This window comes from Candidatus Francisella endociliophora (assembly GCF_000764555.1).
Lineage (GTDB): Bacteria > Pseudomonadota > Gammaproteobacteria > Francisellales > Francisellaceae > Francisella > Francisella endociliophora.
In genome coordinates this window covers 1,382,445-1,401,994 of the sequence record NZ_CP009574.1, presented here as the reverse complement: position 1 = coordinate 1,401,994, position 19,550 = coordinate 1,382,445, and the positions used below count along the sequence as shown (strand labels likewise).

The following is a 19,550-nucleotide window of genomic DNA, read 5'->3' as shown; positions in this document are numbered from 1 at the left end:
TCATTTATAAATCCCCATAATTAAGTAAAACCCTAATATAACAGCTAGTAAAGAAACTGTAATACTTACAAAAATATATCCAAGAGCCAAAAAAATTTCTCCTCTCTGGAGTAGGTTCAACACATCTAAACTAAAGCTAGAAAAAGTTGTAAAACCTCCTAAAAACCCTGTAACAAGTAAAGATCTAGTGTATGTTGATACTTCTTCATTAAATAAATTAGTTTTAATTAAAAAAGCTGCGATAACTCCAATTAGAAGAGACCCTATAACATTACAAATAAATATCCCAAAAGGAATTTGTTTAGAGATACTTGCTGTTGCTTGAGTTACTGCAAATCTTGACATAGCTCCAAGACCACCACCAATACCAACTAAAACAAATAATATTCCCATTACTTATTTCTCCAATATTTCATAAGCTCCTAGGCTTATCATTTCTTGAGCTAAAGACTTACCTAATGCTATAGGCTCATCACCTACACTACTACGTTTTAAAACTGTCGCACCATCACTACTTGCTACCATTGCAGTTAGATTTATCTCTTGATCATTCAGCTCTGCGTAAGCACCAATCGCAACATGACAACCACCTTTCAACTCTTCATTAAAAGCTCTCTCAGCAGCAGCCATTCTAGAACTATCGCTAGAATTAAGTTTTTTAAGTGTAGTTAAAAACTCCATATCATTTTCAAGAGCTTCTATCACTACTATACCTTGACCAACCGCTGGTAAAGAAATCACTACTGGTATAAATTGAGCAATACGATCTTGAAGCTCTAAGCGTATAAGTCCAGCACTTGCTAAAATAATAGCATCATAATTTCCTGCATCCAACTTAGATAATCTAGTTTGAACATTACCTCTTAGATCTTTGATTATAAGATCTTTTCTATAGTGTAGAAGTTGTGCTTTGCGTCTTAAACTAGATGTTCCAACAACTGCACCTTGTGGTAACTCATCTATCGATTTATATTTATTTGATACAAAAGCATCTCTAGGATCTTCTCGCGGCATAAAGCTTGCTAAGCAAAAACCTTGTGGTAGCTCATAAGGAACATCTTTAAGGGAATGAACAGCAATATCTGCTTTACCACCTTGCATCGCAATCTCTAATTCTTTCATGAACAGAGCTTTACCACCAACTTTATTGAGAGGCTTATCGAGAATAATATCTCCTTGAGTTTTCATAGTACTAATTTCACAAGGGATGCCTAGCTCTTTTTCTACTCTATTTTGCACAAAATGTGTCTGCCACAATGCTAACTTACTATCTCTACTTGCTATTGTTATTTTTTTCATATTTTAAATGTCTTTGCTAAAAAGTTAGATATATCTTTAATCTCTTCAATACAAACAGAATGCTCCATACCAACATAATGCTTATACTCATTTATAAAGCCACAACCTGATAACTTAGTTGACAACTCTTTACCTAATAACTCCGGCAATACCTGATCATGTGTGCCATGACATACTAATATTGGCTGACCCTTATTTATATCTGTAACTCTATCTTTAAAGCTATCCCATGCTGGTAAATATGTTGATAAAGCCATAACGCCACCTAATTTATATTCTGAAGTAATTGCCGTATAAGTCGCAATAACCCCACCTTGAGAGAAACCAGCTAATACAATATTCTCACTTGGAATACCTTGTTGAACCTGTCTATCAATCAAGCTTCTAACTTTTCCAATAGAATCTTTTATACCATCAACATCTACAACTCTATTTAAGCTACTGGCATCTAAAGACTTGATATCATACCAAGCTCGCATTTGCATACCCATATTAATGGTAACAGGCATAACATCTGCATGAGGAAATATAAAACGGATATTTTGTATTGAAACATCAAAATGCCTAACAACATCAACAAAATCGTGACCATCAGCACCAAGCCCATGCAGCCAAATCACACAGTATTCAGCCTCACTCACTGGCTCTATCAATTCGTAGTTCATAATTCTTTTCATATAATTTCTTTAATTAGAATAATACATTAATTTATATATTTTATTAACTCTTTAAATAGATAATCAACCTGCAAATCCTTATATAACAATACTTTAGCAATCTAATAAAACCAAATTTACAGCAATTGTGGATAAACATGTTTATATCTATATGATATGTTTGTGAAAACTGTTGATTTACTAAATCAGTATAGTTTATAAAATTCGCTATAACCCTTTATAATCAAGACTTCCAAAGCTAAATAAATTTAATTACTTAAAGTTTTTATTATTTTCAACACCCTGTGGATAAAGTTGTGAACTTATTGTTGGAATACTATTGATAGTATGATATGAACTTAAAAAAAGCCTCTTGTGATACAAGGTTTACAGAGGTGTTAAGAAGTTTCAAAGAGTCATTTAATTCATACTTATCATTTACAGATAACTTTTTAGTCATTGCTAAATTTGCAATAGAAACCATAACACGACTTTTCTCTAATTTTTCAATAACAGTAGCTTCAAACTGCATTTCTGGATTTTGCATCAAATAAACTAATTTCCAATGTGAATTTGAAAACCTTTCTGTTTGACGGTTAGATCTAATAGGAATATCAACTTGAGCAATAATCTCATCAACCTCCTCTGCCGAGAGTGTTGATTGATTACTTATAAAATTTCTTAGTTGATAATGCACAAGTAAATCAAGATACCTTCTTAAAGGACTTGTAACTTGTACATAGTTTTCCAATCCCATTCCACCATGTAAACTTGGTTGAGTTGAGTATTTACCTCGTTGAAGTTTTTTACGAGTGGCAAACATATCTGCAATTGAATTTAGACTTTCTAAATCTTCTTTTGTAAGTTCATGTGCTGGCTGAGTAGAATATGGCACGGCAATATCATTCTTTATACAGAACTGTCCGACGGCAACACCTGCCATAAGCATTGTATCACGTACTAGTGTTCTTGAACCTAATCTAGGCAGATCTGTAAGAACTACATTTTTATTTTCATCAAGCTTTATTTTCAACTCTGGAAAATCCAACTCTACTGCACCATTAGATAAACGCTTTTGTGTAAAATATTCTGCATATTGTGGAATACTACCAAGTTCTAACTCTTGTGGATTACTTTCAGCATATTCATAAGAATGTCTCGTTACTTTAATTTTACTAAAGCAAATTTCAATATTTTGAATATCGCCCTGCTCATCTACAGTAAAACCAACAGATAATGCTGGAGAAATATCTTGTAGTCCTAGACCTAAATTTTGAGTTGCTTGAGGAGGTAACATTGATACTATATTTTCTGGAACATAAAGATTTGAACCTCTTGCTCTAGCTTCTAAATCAACATCATCACCAAAGCTTATACTTGATGATGGATCTGCAACATGCACCCACATTTTATTATTTTGGGCATCCCAACTGATTGCATCATCTGGATCATTACTTCCCTCATCATCAATTGCGTAAGCAGTCAAATGAGTTAAATCTACTCTTAAGCTATCATAATCTTCATTATATTTAAAGTTAGCCGGATTACTCTCAAGTTCTGCACCATAACGATACAAATATGGATTAAAGAATTCATCCCAATAGCCAATATCTAGCAAAAGCTTATAAGCGCTATTTTCTGACTCTTCCATATTAAGATATTTAAATAGACGGCAGTTTTGACTTTTTAACGTTGCAAGAGAAGCAATTTCTTTAAGAAATTTTTCGTCTTGAGGAGCGTATTCTTTTTGCTTCATTCTTTCAATGAAATCATTAAGCTCTTGCTCTTTTTTCAATTTTTCTTGCTTTTCTTGGACTATTGTATTTTTTTGCTCTTGGGTATGAACAATAATATTAAAATCATCGTCAAAACTAAAATATTCTCCTTGAGAAACCAAAAGCCAAATTGTATAAGCTTCATTTACACCAGTATCTTCAAATAAAAACTCTGATAACTCTTCAATAGTTGTTTGTCCTTGCTCTTGAAGCAACTCCCAAGTCATTTCTAATTCAGTTATTTCTAACTCTTGTAAATCCTCTAGCTCAAAACCATTCTCTGACTCTAGTAATAACTGTACATTTTTAGGTGGCAGTTTTATATTCTTACCATCAAGTGTTTCTATCTCTATTTTTTTATCTAAACTAGAAACAACTTTTGCAGGTTTAGACTTGAAAATTACTAAAGTATTTTTTTGCATAAGAATATTTATTTAAAAAATTAATTATTTGATTACTTTGATTCTTCTTTCTTAACAGCTATTCCAAGCTCATTAAGTTGTTCAAGAGATACATTAGATGGTGCTTCTGTCATTAAACAACTTGCCGTTTGAGTTTTAGGGAATGCGATTACATCACGGATATTTGTCGTACCTGTAAGTAACATGATAAGTCTATCCACACCAAACGCTATACCGCCGTGTACAGGCGTGCCATAAGATAACGCATCTAGCATAAAACCAAACTTCTCTCGTGCTTCCTCATCAGAGATACCTAACAAATTAAATACTTTAGCTTGGATATCCTCTTTATGAATACGGATCGATCCACCACCAACTTCATAACCATTGATAACCATATCATAAGCTCTTGAACCTAGATCTTCAGGGTTAGTGCTCTCTAACTCTTCAAGCGAGCTAACATTTGGTGCTGTAAATGGGTGATGCATAGCATACAGACGATTATCATCCTTTTCAAACATTGGGAAATCAACAACCCAAAGTGGTGCCCAATCTTTATCAAATAGATTCAGATCTTCACCAACTTTAACTCTTAATGCGCCCATTGAGTCATTTACAATTTTAGTTTTAGCTGCACCAAAGAAAAGAATATCTCCTTCTTTAGCACCAGTTTTTTCAATCACTTTAAATAAAGTATCTTCAGAAATGTTTTTTACAATTGGAGACTGAAGACCTTCTTTACCTTGAGATAATGAATTAATCTTAATGTATGCAAGACCTCTTGCACCATAGATACCAACAAACTTAGTATAATCATCTAAGTTTTTACGCGTAAATTTCTCACAGCCATTTGGCACTCTCATAGCTATAACACGAGACTCATCATCATTAGCGGGTCCAGAGAAAACTTTGAACTCTTCATCTTTCATCTCTTCTTTGATATTCACAAACTCTAGCGGAATTCTCAGATCAGGCTTATCTGAACCATATTTATCCATAGCTTCTGCAAAGCTTAGAACTTGGAAAGGAGTATTAAATTCAACACCGATAGTTTCTTTGAAAAGCCCAGTAATCATTTTCTCCATAGTAGACATAATAAACTCTTCATCAATAAATGAAGCTTCAATATCTATCTGAGTAAATTCAGGTTGTCTATCAGCTCTTAGATCCTCATCACGAAAACATTTAACAACCTGGTAATATCTATCAAACCCAGAAACCATTAATAACTGTTTAAAAAGCTGTGGTGATTGCGGAAGTGCATAAAACTTACCCTTAAAATTACGACTTGGAACCAAGTAATCTCTTGCACCTTCAGGAGTTGCTTTTGTTAAGAATGGAGTCTCTATATCCAAGAAACCATTATCATCTAAGAAGTTACGCACATAACGAATTGCTTTTGAACGAGTAATAAGCTTCTTTTGCATTTCTGGACGACGCAGATCAATATAGCGATACTTTAATTTGATATCTTCGCCTGTTTCTTGATAGTCATCTAGAGGAAAAGGGACTGTTTTTGATTTATTGATAACTTCTATAGTATCACCAATTATTTCTATCTTGCCACTTGCAAGGTTCTTATTTTCTTGACCTTCTGGGCGAAGATTCACAATACCTTCTGCTTCGATTACATACTCAGTTCTAACACTATCAGCAATACCAAAATTGTTATTATCAGGATTAAAAACTAGTTGAACTAGGCCTGTACGATCTCTAATATCTAGAAATATCACACCACCATGATCTCTACGACGATGTACCCAACCGCATATTTTAACTTTTTGATTTTCTAATTTTTCGTTAATATCTGAACTGTAATGTGTTCTCATTTAGAATAACCCTTTGAATGTTTATAAAGTTTAATAGACAAAATTTCGTATTATTATATCAAGAAATAAATAAGAAGCCTATGCTATAATCTTGGCAATATACGTTCATTTTTTTGAAACATGCAAAATATCGAAAATATCAAACTAGATTATCTAAGCCTTGATGACTATCAAGAGCTCAAAGAAGCAATGATACAAGTCTATAAGATGGAGGATCCTTACTGGAAAAAATATGAAATTGATTCTCTACTCAAAAAATTCCCTGAAGGGCAAGTTGTAATCAAAGTCAATGATCAGTTAGCAGGTTGTGCATTGTCAATCATTGTTGACTATAAAAAATTTGGTCACAATCATACTTACAAAAAAATAACTGGTAACTATACTTTCAATACACACACTGATGAGGGTGATGTTTTGTATGGTATAGATCTATTTGTAAAGCCAGAATTCAGAGGCATGCGTCTAGGCCGTAGACTATATGATTACCGTAAAGATCTATGTGAAAGGCTCAATCTAAAAAGCATAATATTTGGTGGCAGAATACCAGGTTATCATGAACATGCTCACGAAATATCGCCTAAAGAATATATAAGCAAACTTAGAAGACAAGAAGTTCACGATCCTGTCTTACACTTTCAGCTTAGTAATGATTTTCAACCTGTTAGAATCATTAAGTCATATCTTGATGATGATGCTGAATCTAATGACTATGCAGTATTATTGAAGTGGACAAATATATATTATGAAGAGGAAGTTAAAGAAGCAGCCCCTATCAAAAAAGATGTTCGTCTAGGTTTAATCCAATGGCAAATGCGACCGTATAAAGATCTTGATGAACTAATGCAACATGCAGAATACTTTGTAAATGCAGTATCAAACTATCGCTCTGATTTCGCCCTATTCCCAGAGTTCTTCAATGCTCCTTTAATGGCTGAGAATAATCACCTATCAGAGCCCGAAGCTATACGAGAACTAGCAAAACATACTCAAACGATTACGGATAAATTCTCTGAGTTTGCAATTACTTACAATATCAACATCATTACAGGAAGTATGCCTGAGATGAAAGATGATCGTCTATACAACGTAGGTTACTTATGTCGTAGAGATGGTACCGTAGAGAAATATGAAAAACTCCATGTAACACCTGATGAGGCGATGGTTTGGGGACTACAAGGTGGTGACAAGCTAGAAGTGTTTGATACTGACTGTGGTAAAATTGGTATTCTCGTTTGTTATGATTCTGAGTTCCCAGAACTCAGTAGAATACTTGCTGAAGATGGTATGGATATACTATTTGTGCCGTTCTTAACAGATACTCAAAATGGTTTCTCTCGAGTACGTAACTGTGCTCAAGCTAGAGCTATTGAAAATGAATGTTATGTAGCAATTGCAGGTAGTGTAGGTAACTTACCTAAGGTTCACAATATGGATATCCAGTATGCTCAGTCGATGGTGTTTACACCTTGTGATTTTGCATTTCCTGCGACTGGTATAAAAGCAGAAACTACGCCAAATACCGAGATGATTCTAATAGCGGATGTTGATATAAATTTGCTTCGTGAGCTAAATCAATTTGGTAGTGTGAAAAACTTAAGAGATCGCCGTAAAGATTTATATTCTCTTAAGCGTAGAAGTTAGAATAAACTATGCTTTATTACCATATTCTTGCATATGTTTTGCAGTACGCTTATTTGAACCGTACATAAAGTGATTCTCCATTCTCTCTTTATACTTACTACCTGGCACAACAAGCCCTACAGCATCAGCAACTTCACGAATCAACATTGGACTTGCTCCACAACATATACCTAAATAATGAACGCCCATCTTATATGCTTTTTCAGCAAAATCTCTTAACTCATAACGATTGCAGTACAATGGATCTAGAGCAGTCGGGAATGTTCTGCCATGTGGAGATGGACAACAACATCCATTATCATCAGGTAAATTAAAAAAGGTGGTATGCTCATTTGTAGTACGATATGGAACAGGTAAACCTGCAACATGACACTTCACAGCTTCACGAATCTTCTGAAGATCTGGCAACATTGTTTGTGGTCCTCTAAAACAGTTCATACCTACAACATTTGCACCACGCTGCTCTAGCTCTTTACAAGTATCAATAACAGACCAGCCATCTCTCATTTTATTTTCACCCATAGGTGCTAAAGTTACTACGGTTTGCAAACCTGTTTTTTGCATAATATCTAAAGCTGCAAAAGCCTCTTCTGCATAGTAAAAAGTCTCACCAATTAGCATATCAGCACCTTCTTCAGCTGCCCAACCAACCATCTCATTAAACATTCTTTTAACTTCTTCTTGAGATGCTTTATCACCTTGATTCCAAATATTTGAATTGGAAATATTTCCAGCCATTAGGTTTGGCTGAATTCCGTCTGGGGTAGAATTTGCTACTTTTTTAGCTATTTGTAGAGCTTGTCTATTCAAAGGTTCTAATAAATCTTCTTTGCCTATTACTCTTAATTTTTCTCTGTGACCATTATATGTAAAAGCTTCGACAATATCAGATCCTGCATGTTGAAACTCACGATGTAGATTTTCTAAAACCTCAGGATGTTCTAACGAAACCATTGGTACAAATTCACCGGAAGCCATATAGCCACGGCGTTCAATTTCAAATAGGAAACCCTCTGCACAGATTACTGGACCTTTGTTTAGCCTTTCAAGTAGATTTTCTTTTTTCATTTTGGATAATCTCCATGTTTTAGTTAATAAACAAACTTTTTGTATATTTGCAAAAAGCTTCCTACTAAAACGATGGGAACAAAACTTGACAGAAATGCTTCGCTTTAGCAGGATTTATAAAGCGCTCGCAATTTGAAAATAAATCAGCGCTATCTTTTAACAATACTTGGATATATTCCCAAGAACAACCTTTTATACCAAAAAAGCTAAAATAAACTAGAGTTAGATAAAACTTTGCAAACTATATTTAGCTTCTAAAAACTCATAGATACCGTCATCAGAACCTTCTCTGCCAAGCCCTGATTCTTTGACTCCACCAAAAGGAGCTTTTTCGCTAGAAATACTACCAATATTAATTCCTACCATACCATATTCTAGTGCGCTCTTAACTCTTCTAATCTGATTCATATCACTACTATAGAAGTAGCTTGCTAATCCATAGCTAGTGTTATTAGATCTTTGTATAACTTCATCTTCTTTATCAAAACTAAAAATTGCAATCACTGGACCAAAAGTCTCTTCACAGCTAGAAATCATCGTGTCTTGCATATTATCTAGTATAGTTGGTTCAAAGAAATTACCCCCCAGTTCAAGATTGACTCTACCCCCACACACTAACTCCGCCCCTTTAGATAAAGCATCATTTACATGCGACTGAACTTTCTCAACAGCTGATTTATTAATAAGCGGTCCAATTTTCACACCGTTTTCAAGTCCATTTCCTTGTTTAAGATTCTTTATAGCGACTTCAAGCTTTGTTATAAAATCTTTTTTAATTTTGCTATCAACAAATACTCTATTTGGTGCAATACAAACTTGTCCTGCATTTCTTATCTTAGAAGCAACAAGACCCTCTACTGCCTTATCTAAATCTGCACTTTCAAATACAATAAATGGCGCATTACCACCTAATTCTAGAGAAATCTTTTTAACAGTATCAGCTGACTGCTTCATCAAGAGTTTCCCAACTTTTGTAGAGCCTGTGAAAGTTATTTTTCTAACAACATCACTCTGCTGAAATTCCTTACCGATAATACTTGAATCTCCACAGATCACCTGTAATAGACTTTCATCAGCTCCAGCTTCTATAAATAGTTCTCTAGCCGCAAATGCAGCTAATGGTGTAAGCTCTGATGGTTTAAGTATGACACTACAGCCAGCGGCTATTGCTGGGGCAACTTTTCGAGTAATCATAGCAAAAGGAAAATTCCATGGTGTAATTGCAGCAACCACACCCACAGGCTGATAATCCACTCGACCTTCAGCATTCTCAACATTAGGATCAAATACACGCGAATCTATTCTTTTAGCTTTCTCAGCATACCATTGGATAAAATTAGCTCCATACTTAACTTCACCTTTCGCTTCTTCTAAAGGTTTACCACTTTCTAAAGTGATAATCTCCGCTAATTCATCTATATTTTCCATAACTAGCTCATACCACTTCGCCAGTAATTTTGACTTCTCTATTGAAAGCGTATCTTTAAAAATATTCTGAGCATGTTTTGATACTAATATATTATCTCTAACATATTCTGCGCTTTTTGCTTCTAGCTTACATATAAGCTCATCTGTAGCTGGATTTTTTAATTCAAAATTCTCATCTCCGTTAAAAGAATATTTTTTAATGACCTTTTCTAAAAGTTTATTTTTATGTTTCATGATTTACTCCTCATGTACCTCTTGCTTAATATTCATAGATTTAAACAATAACTCTCTCTATACTTATATATACATACTAACTTTTGAGTGTTGCATAAATCAACATAAAGATATGAGCGATAGTAAAATAGCATTAGTTATAAATATAAGTTGTAAAAATTATGAAAATAATAAAGAAGACTTAGAAATGTTAGCTAATTTAGTTGCATACAAAACTTTTCCAGTAGAAGGTAAAGAATTACCCTCAACAATTAATAAACTATCTGATTATAATATTATAGTAGTAGCTGGAGGTGATGGCACTATTCACACAGCTGTACAAAATATCTCTGATTCTCAGATACTCGGTGTTTTTCCTGGAGGTACACTCAACCATTTTGCAAAAGATGCGAAGCTACCTCTATCCTACAAAGATTTAGCAGAGAGTCTTAATAAGCAGCAAACTAAAGAAGTTGATCTTATTTCTGTAAACGGTCAAAAGGTTATAAACAATCTATCATTAGGTTTTTATCCAGGTCTCGTTAAAAGGCGTGAGTTTTGGGAAAACAAACTCAATAAATTTATTGCCTACATGCCAGCATTCATACAACAGTTAATAAAGCATAGTGATGAAAAAATAAATATCTCATATGAGGATCATCGAATAGAAAATCGATTTCATTCATTATTAATAAGCAATAATTGTTATAGTGTAGATTTCCCTTCCTTATTCCAAAGAGAGAGCTTAGAGCAAGGCAAAATTGGCGTTTACTATCTAAAAAGCAAAACCAATAAAAATGATGATCCAACATGGAAAATAGATAGCACCACTAAACTAAAAATCAACAATGATAAAAAATACCTAGATGTTGCTATAGATGGTGAAACAACAAAACTAAAAACGCCTTTAAACATTGAACTACTACCCAAAAAGTTAAAGGTGATTTGTTAACTATGAAAATCTTTCATATATCTGATTTACACTTTGGCTATCATAAAGAAGAAATTATTGATTCTTTTAAAGCTTTCACTCAAAATAATAAACCTGATTTAATCATTATAACTGGTGATTTAACTCATCGAGCAAAAAAAGATCAATTTAAGCAAGCTGCCGAGTTTATTAGTAACCTTGGTATTGATATTTTCTGTATCCCAGGTAATCATGATATACCTCTATATAGAATTTCTAGTCGCTTAACACATCCATTTAAAAATTATAAAGAATATGTGCACAGCAATCTTGAACCAGTTTTTGAAAATGACTTAATAAAAATCGTTGGATTAAATTCTGTAAATCCTTACTCTATAAAAAAAGGTAAAATAAATACCCAACAAATTAAAAAAGTTGAAACTGCGTTTTACAATACTGACAAATGGAATATTTTAGCCTTCCACCACAATATAACTCAGATTGAAAATCTACATAAAGCTCTGCCAAGTGCACAGCAATTAGCTAACATTTCTGCTACAAGTCCTATTGATTTAATTTGCACAGGACATTTACATTATAAATGTATTAAGCCTTTACTACCAAACATCGACAAACCAGTAGTCGCCCATGCAGGATCACTTTCTTGCAAAAGAACTAATGATAAAACCAATAGCTTCTTTTGCTTTTCTATCACAAAAGATGAGTTTCAAATAGATGAATACTGTTTTAATGACGTCTCTTTTAGCATAAGTAATTATTTAAGCTATTGGAGATAAAAGTCTAGTCGCCTTATCAACTATTTTCCAACCAGTATAACCATCTGTTTTGTTTACCGAGTCACTTTTAAGTTTATTTACAAAACCTTCAACCTCAGAAACTATCTTTTCATCTGAAAATATAGAACTTACTTCATAATTAATAAGTAAACTGCGATAATCAAAATTCACAGAACCAATAAATGTAAACTTATGATCTATCAACACGAGTTTACTATGAACTTTCTTTTTTGTGTATATTATATCAACTCCACATTTTTTAACCTCATCAGTATAGCTATAATTAAGCCTATTCATAAGCCTGCCATCTGTGGTACGAGGAATTATTACTATAATTTTCACTCCAGATAAGCTTGCATTCTTAATAATCTCTAATAATGAATGTGGAGGAACAAAATACGGACTAACTATCGTAACACATTCATCTGCTCTCGCTATAGCTACCGATACCACATTGAAATAAATTTCCTTATATACATCTGGGCCTAATGGTATTGGATAGGCACAGAGATAATCATCATCTGCAGTAGCCTTATAGTCTATATAATCAATGGCTTGTTTTTTTGAAGCAATGAAGTTCCAATCTGATATAAATAAATTTGCATAAAAAAGAGTTAAATCACCACTAAAATTTATTAATGAGTCTTGCCAAACATCTTTTTGATTCGATAAAAAATCTTTTGAAAGATTTGCTCCACCTATAAAACATATCTCTTGATCAAAAATATACATCTTACGGTGATTACGCTGGTTAAAACTACCCGTAGCAAGCCCTTTCGTAAGTGGAGAGAATGCTTTAATACTTATACCTTTATATTTCATATACAAAAGTCTGGCAATTTTGAAAGGTGATAGTAGCGTATTTGTTCCAAAAGCATCTACTATAATATAAACCTTAATGCCTTCGGTTTTTTTCTTAAGAAGTTCGCGAGCAAGTAAAGCATTATATTTATCAAATGAAAATATATAAGAGCAAATATAAATGCTCTTTTTAGCAGATTTTATACTTGTATATAAAGCTTTAAATATAGATTTATTATCTTGTATAAATTTTTGATTATTATAAGTATACCCTTTAATATAATATTCATTCAGAAGCTGGTGTAGCTTAGCAGGTATATTTGAATCATCACATTTATTTGTGATCGCCCCATATTTTTTTAGACTGAAGCTATCAGCCTTGCTCCTCTTTTTTAAAGTAATAAGCCAATATAAACATACCCCCCATAAATTAGTAAAAAGAATAAGAAATATCCATAGCAACTGAGAACGCAGAGATTTATCTCTATACAGTAAAGATATAACAGATATTATTTGAAGTAAAATTATTATAATCCCAAAATAGCTATTATCTATCTCAAACATTCTTTAAATAATGCAAATAGTTCGCAGGTCATAAGGTATATTAAACTAAATCCAGCTGTTATACTAGGGCAAAACAAAGGGGTGATAATTATGCTCAGACCATTTAAATACTACTTTGCAGTAGTAAAAAATTACAATCATCAACTCTTCTACTACCTAATGCCAATGATCATAATCGCCATATATTTTTATGCTCATGGTCAATCATTTGATCTTCAACAAATTGTGAATTTTTGTCGCACTTTTTTACCATTCACATCAGCTATATTTTTTAGTGCTCTAGTTAGTTTACCTTCTATGGAAAACCATAAAATTTGTAGTAAAATGCAAAAAGTTGTAGCTGCTCCGAAGTACCTAAATAGTAATGATGATTTCTCATGCAAGGCTTATCTAAGTATTATATTGGGATATGTTTGTTTTCTAAGTTCTACCCTATTTTTAGTTAGTTTGATAGTTAATAATGCTGAGCTTAATGACTTTCTTTCAAATTTTTTAGCAATGTTTATGTTATGGGGTACAGCATCTATTGTTATAAATATGATCTATACTATTAGAGTCTTTATGATTGCTGCATGGCAAGATGATTAACTCTTTCTATATTGCCTGAATTGCTGTAATGGCTATAGTATAAGTAATATCATCAACTGTAGCCCCTCTTGAGAGATCATTTACAGGTTTATTGATACCTTGTAAAACAGGACCAATACTTAACACGTTAGCACTTCTTTGCACTGCTTTGTATACAGTATTACCAGTATTTAGATCTGGGAAGATTAGAACTGTCGCTTTACCTGCTACTGGGCTATTTGGTGCTTTTTTCTTAGCAACGCTATCAATCATCGCGGCATCATATTGAAGTGGACCATCTACTAGTAATTCAGGAGCTTTTTGCTTTAAAAGCTCTGTAGCTGTACGAACTTTCTCAACCTGTGCACCAGACCCAGAAGATCCTGTACTATAACTAATCATCGCAACTCTTGGCTCGATATTAAATTTCTTCGCAGATTCAGCACTTTGAATAGCTATATCAACAAGTTGTTCAGCTGTTGGATCTTGGTTTACTGCACAATCCCCAAACACTACGACTTCATCAGGCATACACATAAAAAATACTGATGATACTAATGATGAATTTGGTTTGGTTTTTATAAGCTGTAATGCTGGTCTAAGCACATCAGCCGTTGTATGCTCTGCACCTGATACCAAGCCATCTACCTCTCCTAAATACAACATAAGAGTTGCAACTATTACTGGATTTTTAAGAGCATCTTTTGCCATACTTTCAGATAGCCCTTTATGCTTTCTTAAACTCATTAAAGTATCTAAATATTTTTTCTCAGCAGCATCATTAAGCTCTACAATTTCTAAACTCTCAGGCAAATCAAACCCATTCATTTGAGCTACTTTACTAATTTTTTCTCTATCGCCAATTAGCACACACTCTGCTAAGCCTTGCTCATGACAACTTTTTGCTGCCTCTAGAGTCCTTGGCTCATAACTCTCTGGTAAGATGATTCTTTTCTTAGCCTTTCTAGCCATCTTTAACAAATGGTACCTAAATGCCGGTGGTGACATTACCTGATGTTTAGATATATCCGCTGTGATTGCGCTAATTATTTTCTCTCTATCTAAAGAGTTCGATATTACCTCTTTAACCTTTTGAATGCGCTCTTTATCATCTATTGGAATTCCCATCAGGTCTATATTCGCAATTTTTAAAATAGTATTCACACTCTTACTTTTTGTTGTAAGTATCGCAAGACCAGCTTTCTCAGCTGTCTCAACACATAAATCTCTAACCTTAGCATTAAGATGTTCTTCTGCTGTCAAAAGAATTCCTGCTATTTTCATACCATTTTTAGCAGCTAGACATACTGTTACCAAGATATCAGATCTATCTGCAGATGTTATAACTAATGAGTTTGGAGTGAGATCATCAACAAAATTATCAACGCCTCTTGAACACATCATTACTCTATCAACTCTAGCATCTAAGCTAACATTTGAGATAAGGCTTAATTTAAGAATATTCTTAATATCCAGTATCCTCGGAGAAGTCTTTTCTTTACTCCACTCTATTGCACCAAGCAAACTTAAACCTTTTTTATTAAATACAGGCATTTGTTGCAACATTTGCACACTTACATGTTCTTGAGCTTCTGGAATTACTTTCTCATCTGTTAAGCTAAAGCTTACTCTACCATCCTCATCATATGGTGCGTTTAGCTTTGTAATTATAGCTCCTATAATATTTACTTGCTTAGGTAAACTACGCGTTGCATAGTCAATTTCATCATTTATATCTTCTAAGGGTTTATTACCATGATACGAAGCAATAATTACTTCTGCACTTAAAGCTTTGATAATCTCTGTATTTAACTCATCTATTATGCCATTTATTGAGTATAGTTTATGTGAGTTATCTCCTTGTCTAAATAATCCAGAGATTATCACAACTTCTGATTCTTGTGATTTTTCATAAAACTTATTTAATACTAACTCAACGTAATCTTTGACACGATTGTTTAACAAGTAAGTTTCAATCTGCTCTACAGACATTTCCATGTCATGAATAGGATGAAAAGAGCCAACTTTTATACCTTTTTCTTGTAACGAATACGCTAAACTACTTGTTAAAACTCTTAGGCCTGTATGTTTTGAGGTTGGTAGTATAAATATAGATTTTTTCATAATCTTCTCTCTTTTAAACTTAATAGATTTCCGAACCTATAAATCAAAATATCTTAATTCATCGACCTTTTGATTTGATATTGTTTTGCTTTATATTATGATAAAACTTGTGTTTCTTGAGCAATCATAAGCTCTTCATTAGTTGCTATAACCATTATCTTATGGCTATTTTCAGTATTTATAAATGTTTCTGACTTAGCATTTTTATCATGATCTATTTCAAAACCTAAATTTGCCAATTTACTAATTACATTTTCACGGATATTTTTAGCATTCTCACCTATACCACCAGTGAAAACTAGCCCATCAAAATTCTTAAAATAAACAAGATAACTACCGACGAACTTAGCTATCCTATGACAAAAAACATCTATCGCAAACTTAGCAGACTCATCGCCACTTGCTGCTAGTTCAGAAACCTCACGCATATCATTATGCCCGCATAGACCTAGTAGACCACTTTTTTTATTAAGCATATTTGTAATCTCTGTGATATCCCAACCAAGATTATCCGAAAGGTATGCAAATACACTTGGATCTATCTCACCAGAACGAGTACCCATCACAAGGCCATCTAGAGGAGTAAGCCCCATACTCGTATCAATACTCTGACCATCTACAAGAGCTGTAATACTACAACCATTACCAAGGTGTGCTACTATTACATTTGCTTTATCTTCATCAAGTATCTTAGCAGCTTGCTGTGATACATATTTATGTGATGTACCATGGGCTCCATATTTGCGAACACCATGTTTCTCTGTAAGCTCACGAGGTATTGCATATTCTGCCACATAGTTTGGCATAGTTTGATGAAAGGCTGTATCAAAAACTGCAACTTGTGGTAAACCAGGAAATATTTGCTGACAAAATGTAATACCTTCTATATGTGCAGGGTTGTGTAAAGGAGCAAGAGGAATACAATTTTTTATTTTCTGTAATGAATCATCATCGATTAATACTGACTTTGAGAAGTATTGACCACCATGAACCACTCTATGACCAATTGCTGAGATCTTTTCTAAAAAACTATTTTCTACTAGAAAATCCTTTAAAAGAGCAAAAATATCAACATACTGACCATTTTCAATTCGCTTCTCAAGTTTGCTATCGGATTTAAAGACTACTCGACAGTTTATTGCACCAATGTTCTCTGCTAAACCTGTAAGTAGAGACTCTGAAGTATCTGTATTTATAAGTGCAAACTTAACTGAAGAACTACCACAGTTTAAAACTAAAATATGTGACATAATTAAAGTTAGAAGATAGATAAAATGATAGCTATATTATATAACAAGATCGAGTAGAGTAACAATATTTAGTCAATGCCTTTGATTATTTTATAGTTTTTACTATGATGTAAGTGTAGTAGCAGCTGTATAGTTTTTTCCACTAGCTGTAAAAGAAATCGTTAGGTTTGCTGTTTTACCAGCAGCATCACAAACAATCCCACCCAAGAAAGAATCAAATCCTAATTCTCCTACATCTGTATCCGTTGATGCTGTTGTTGCTGTTGTTGTTACCACAGTCATGCCATCTGCTGCATATGCCGTACAACCTGATGAAATATTAGAGTATGTTACAGTTACCTGTGTTGGGTTTGTACCATTCTTATTTTCAAAACCTGAAATATTTGATTGATTAATTCCAACACTAACAGCAAAATCAAGACCATCATCAAAGTAATCAAATACTAAATTGTTTTGTAATATAGAGCTATTATCATTACTTGGGTCTATACATCCTGTTAACATTGCTGATCCAACCAAAATTGATAACCCTAAAGTTTTCTTTTTCATTACATATTCCTTACACACTCATTAATACAAATATAATGATATCTTGTCTATTGTCTATTGTCTATTGTCAAGATATTTTCTGCTAAACCTGTAAGTAGAGACTCTGAAGTATCTGTATTTATAAGTGCAAATTTAACTGAAGAGCTACCACAGTTAAGTACTAAAATATGTGACATAATTAAAATTAGAAGATAGATAAAATGATAGCTATACTATATAACAAGATCGAGTGGAGTAACAATATTAGTGAGAGTCTTTTAATCCACTAATAGATAACTCAATATAAAACCACTAATTATTGTTTCAAATATTTCCTACTGAGCTGTAAGTGTAGTAGTAGCTGTATAGCTCTTACCGCCTGCTGTAAATGAAATAGTTGCATTAGCTGTTCCACCACCTGCGCCACAACCAAGCCCAACAAAAAATGAATCTACTCCCAAAGAACTAAATACGCCATTAGCATTTGCTGTTGTCTCTATAGTAAAGCTACTTACATTTGGTCCAATGACACCACATCCAGCAGAAATATTTGAAACTGTTACAGTAACTGGTGTAGGTACTGCCCCGCCATTGTTCTCAAACCCTGGTATACTTGATTGATTTATACCCACCCCTGCTGATGTATCATAATTAATCCCCTCAGCGCCAAGTATAGCTGCCATTATAGGATTATTATCTATAATTATTAATTGATTTTGCAATACAGAGCTATTATCTTTGCTCGGATCTGTACATCCTACAAGTAACGCTGATCCAACCAGAACTGACAAACCTAAAATTTTCTTTTTCATAATTTTGATTACCTTTAAATATAATTAAACCATAAAGTTTATTTATAAACTTTTAATTGTCAAGATATTTTCTTAAGCCTAAGTACCCAAGTCCAAAGCTAGTATTTAAGCTCCACCCTCTGCAGAAAGAGTCGTTGTCGCCGAATAGTTTGTTCCACCTGCAGAGAAAGATATTTTGACATCCACAGTATATGGATTTTCTAAAATTTCTGCATCTCCGCACTGTAGTCCTGCTAAAAATGAGTTAAATGGTGCTCCAGATTCGTCAGGAGCAGATGAGGTTGTCTTTGTAGTGATACTTCCCGATTGAGAACTGTCAGCAAACTCCAGCTCACATCCATTATTTAGTGCGACTGTAGTATTTGAAAAAGTTACTGTTACTTGAGTCGGATTATCTTGATCTGAATTCCTAAATCCAGAAATATCTTCTTGATTTATACCAACAGCGCTACGGGTTACAGTTGAAGTTCCTGGCCCACCTTCTTTTTTTAATTTACCTTGTAAGTCATTATTATCCTCTGTACACCCAGCTAAAATAGCCACACTCAACAAAGATATAGGTAAAATTAATTTTGATAATTTCATAACACTCCTTTTTACATTATTTTTCTTTTAACTCGAGTTAACCCTAACATAAAAAAATACTCACTTCAAAAAAAAAATAAAATAATATTTTCACTATGTTTCATGAAAATTACATCTTATACTATTATCTATTAAGCACCTGGGAACTTATACATACTATTTATCTCAGCTGATTGCATAGTTATTAATTCATTTGTAAACTCATCAGTGACTGCAAATACAGCTCCGACAATTGCTGTTGTAAAGTTATTTAATAGCTTTTGAGCTTTAGCTGGGTCTTTCTTTGATAATCGGTGCATATT

At 33.4% G+C, this 19,550-nt stretch carries 18 protein-coding genes and 1 pseudogene; 4 read left to right on the top strand and 15 right to left on the bottom strand.

Translation table 11 applies throughout. The features are described from left to right. The 5 genes from crcB to aspS all read right to left on the bottom strand — a co-directional run bounded on the left by crcB (window position 1) and on the right by aspS (window position 5,960). Window positions 1-393: a fluoride efflux transporter CrcB gene (gene crcB, locus QI37_RS06875; protein ID WP_040009882.1), complete on the bottom strand. Its 393-nt coding sequence runs from the start codon at window positions 391-393 to the stop codon at window positions 1-3. Window positions 394-396: 3 nt separating this feature from the next. Beyond that, the gene (hemC, locus tag QI37_RS06870) at window positions 397-1,299 is read right to left on the bottom strand and encodes a hydroxymethylbilane synthase (RefSeq protein WP_040009881.1); all 903 of its coding nucleotides are present in this window, start codon (window positions 1,297-1,299) and stop codon (window positions 397-399) included. Then, window positions 1,296-1,964, bottom strand: coding sequence for an alpha/beta hydrolase (locus QI37_RS06865; protein ID WP_040010746.1), 669 nt, complete (start codon window positions 1,962-1,964; stop codon window positions 1,296-1,298). Before QI37_RS06865 ends, hemC begins: the two co-directional genes overlap by 4 nt. A 328-nt stretch (window positions 1,965-2,292) precedes the next feature. Continuing rightward, window positions 2,293-4,152, bottom strand: a complete 1,860-nt coding sequence (locus QI37_RS06860; protein ID WP_144242721.1) for a ribonuclease catalytic domain-containing protein — start codon at window positions 4,150-4,152, stop codon at window positions 2,293-2,295. A 32-nt stretch (window positions 4,153-4,184) separates the two neighbouring features. Then, window positions 4,185-5,960, bottom strand: coding sequence for an aspartate--tRNA ligase (gene aspS, locus QI37_RS06855; protein WP_040009876.1), 1,776 nt, complete (start codon window positions 5,958-5,960; stop codon window positions 4,185-4,187). A 120-nt stretch (window positions 5,961-6,080) separates the two neighbouring features. On the opposite strand from aspS, the gene QI37_RS06850 reads away from it, so the two are divergent. Continuing rightward, window positions 6,081-7,601: a bifunctional GNAT family N-acetyltransferase/carbon-nitrogen hydrolase family protein gene (locus tag QI37_RS06850; RefSeq protein ID WP_040009873.1), complete on the top strand. Its 1,521-nt coding sequence runs from the start codon at window positions 6,081-6,083 to the stop codon at window positions 7,599-7,601. Between the two features lie 6 nt (window positions 7,602-7,607). On the opposite strand, the gene QI37_RS06845 is transcribed toward QI37_RS06850, so the two are convergent. Beyond that, a complete protein-coding gene (locus tag QI37_RS06845) occupies window positions 7,608-8,669 on the bottom strand; it encodes a homocysteine S-methyltransferase family protein (RefSeq protein ID WP_040009871.1) in 1,062 nt (353 codons plus the stop codon). 222 nt (window positions 8,670-8,891) lie between these two features. Beyond that, window positions 8,892-10,331, bottom strand: a complete 1,440-nt coding sequence (locus QI37_RS06840) for an NAD-dependent succinate-semialdehyde dehydrogenase (protein WP_040009868.1) — start codon at window positions 10,329-10,331, stop codon at window positions 8,892-8,894. Window positions 10,332-10,443: 112 nt separating this feature from the next. On the opposite strand from QI37_RS06840, the gene QI37_RS06835 reads away from it, so the two are divergent. Together QI37_RS06835 and QI37_RS06830 are read left to right on the top strand one after the other, a co-directional pair. Beyond that, window positions 10,444-11,262 carry a diacylglycerol/lipid kinase family protein gene (locus QI37_RS06835; RefSeq protein ID WP_040009866.1) on the top strand — a complete coding sequence of 273 codons (819 nt, stop codon included), beginning with the start codon at window positions 10,444-10,446 and terminating at the stop codon, window positions 11,260-11,262. 2 nt (window positions 11,263-11,264) lie between these two features. Beyond that, complete coding sequence (locus QI37_RS06830) at window positions 11,265-12,017, top strand: metallophosphoesterase family protein (RefSeq protein WP_040009864.1); 753 nt, start codon at window positions 11,265-11,267, stop codon at window positions 12,015-12,017. On the opposite strand, the gene QI37_RS06825 is transcribed toward QI37_RS06830, so the two are convergent. Next, window positions 12,000-13,382: a phospholipase D-like domain-containing protein gene (locus QI37_RS06825; protein ID WP_040009863.1), complete on the bottom strand. Its 1,383-nt coding sequence runs from the start codon at window positions 13,380-13,382 to the stop codon at window positions 12,000-12,002. The genes QI37_RS06830 and QI37_RS06825 overlap by 18 nt on opposite strands. A gap of 90 nt (window positions 13,383-13,472) precedes the next feature. Here QI37_RS06825 and QI37_RS06820 point away from each other — a divergent pair, with 90 nt between their 5' ends. Continuing rightward, window positions 13,473-13,970, top strand: a complete 498-nt coding sequence (locus QI37_RS06820) for a hypothetical protein (RefSeq protein WP_040009861.1) — start codon at window positions 13,473-13,475, stop codon at window positions 13,968-13,970. A 6-nt stretch (window positions 13,971-13,976) separates the two neighbouring features. On the opposite strand, the gene pta is transcribed toward QI37_RS06820, so the two are convergent. The 7 genes and pseudogenes from pta to QI37_RS10255 all read right to left on the bottom strand — a co-directional run bounded on the left by pta (window position 13,977) and on the right by QI37_RS10255 (window position 19,547). Continuing rightward, window positions 13,977-16,073, bottom strand: coding sequence for a phosphate acetyltransferase (gene pta / locus QI37_RS06815; protein ID WP_040009859.1), 2,097 nt, complete (start codon window positions 16,071-16,073; stop codon window positions 13,977-13,979). Between the two features lie 95 nt (window positions 16,074-16,168). Then, window positions 16,169-17,323, bottom strand: a complete 1,155-nt coding sequence (locus QI37_RS06810; RefSeq protein WP_040009857.1) for an acetate/propionate family kinase — start codon at window positions 17,321-17,323, stop codon at window positions 16,169-16,171. A gap of 102 nt (window positions 17,324-17,425) precedes the next feature. Continuing rightward, window positions 17,426-17,872, bottom strand: a complete 447-nt coding sequence (locus QI37_RS06805; protein WP_040009856.1) for a hypothetical protein — start codon at window positions 17,870-17,872, stop codon at window positions 17,426-17,428. Between the two features lie 65 nt (window positions 17,873-17,937). Beyond that, a pseudogene (locus QI37_RS10220) lies at window positions 17,938-18,048 on the bottom strand (hypothetical protein); the annotation flags it as partial. 138 nt (window positions 18,049-18,186) lie between these two features. Beyond that, window positions 18,187-18,663 (bottom strand): hypothetical protein, encoded by a 477-nt coding sequence (locus QI37_RS06800; RefSeq protein WP_040009854.1) that lies wholly within the window; start codon window positions 18,661-18,663, stop codon window positions 18,187-18,189. Between the two features lie 105 nt (window positions 18,664-18,768). Continuing rightward, a complete protein-coding gene (locus QI37_RS06795; RefSeq protein WP_040009853.1) occupies window positions 18,769-19,248 on the bottom strand; it encodes a hypothetical protein in 480 nt (159 codons plus the stop codon). A gap of 131 nt (window positions 19,249-19,379) precedes the next feature. Next, window positions 19,380-19,547 (bottom strand): hypothetical protein, encoded by a 168-nt coding sequence (locus QI37_RS10255; RefSeq protein WP_158409070.1) that lies wholly within the window; start codon window positions 19,545-19,547, stop codon window positions 19,380-19,382. Between the last annotated feature and the right edge of the window lie 3 nt (window positions 19,548-19,550).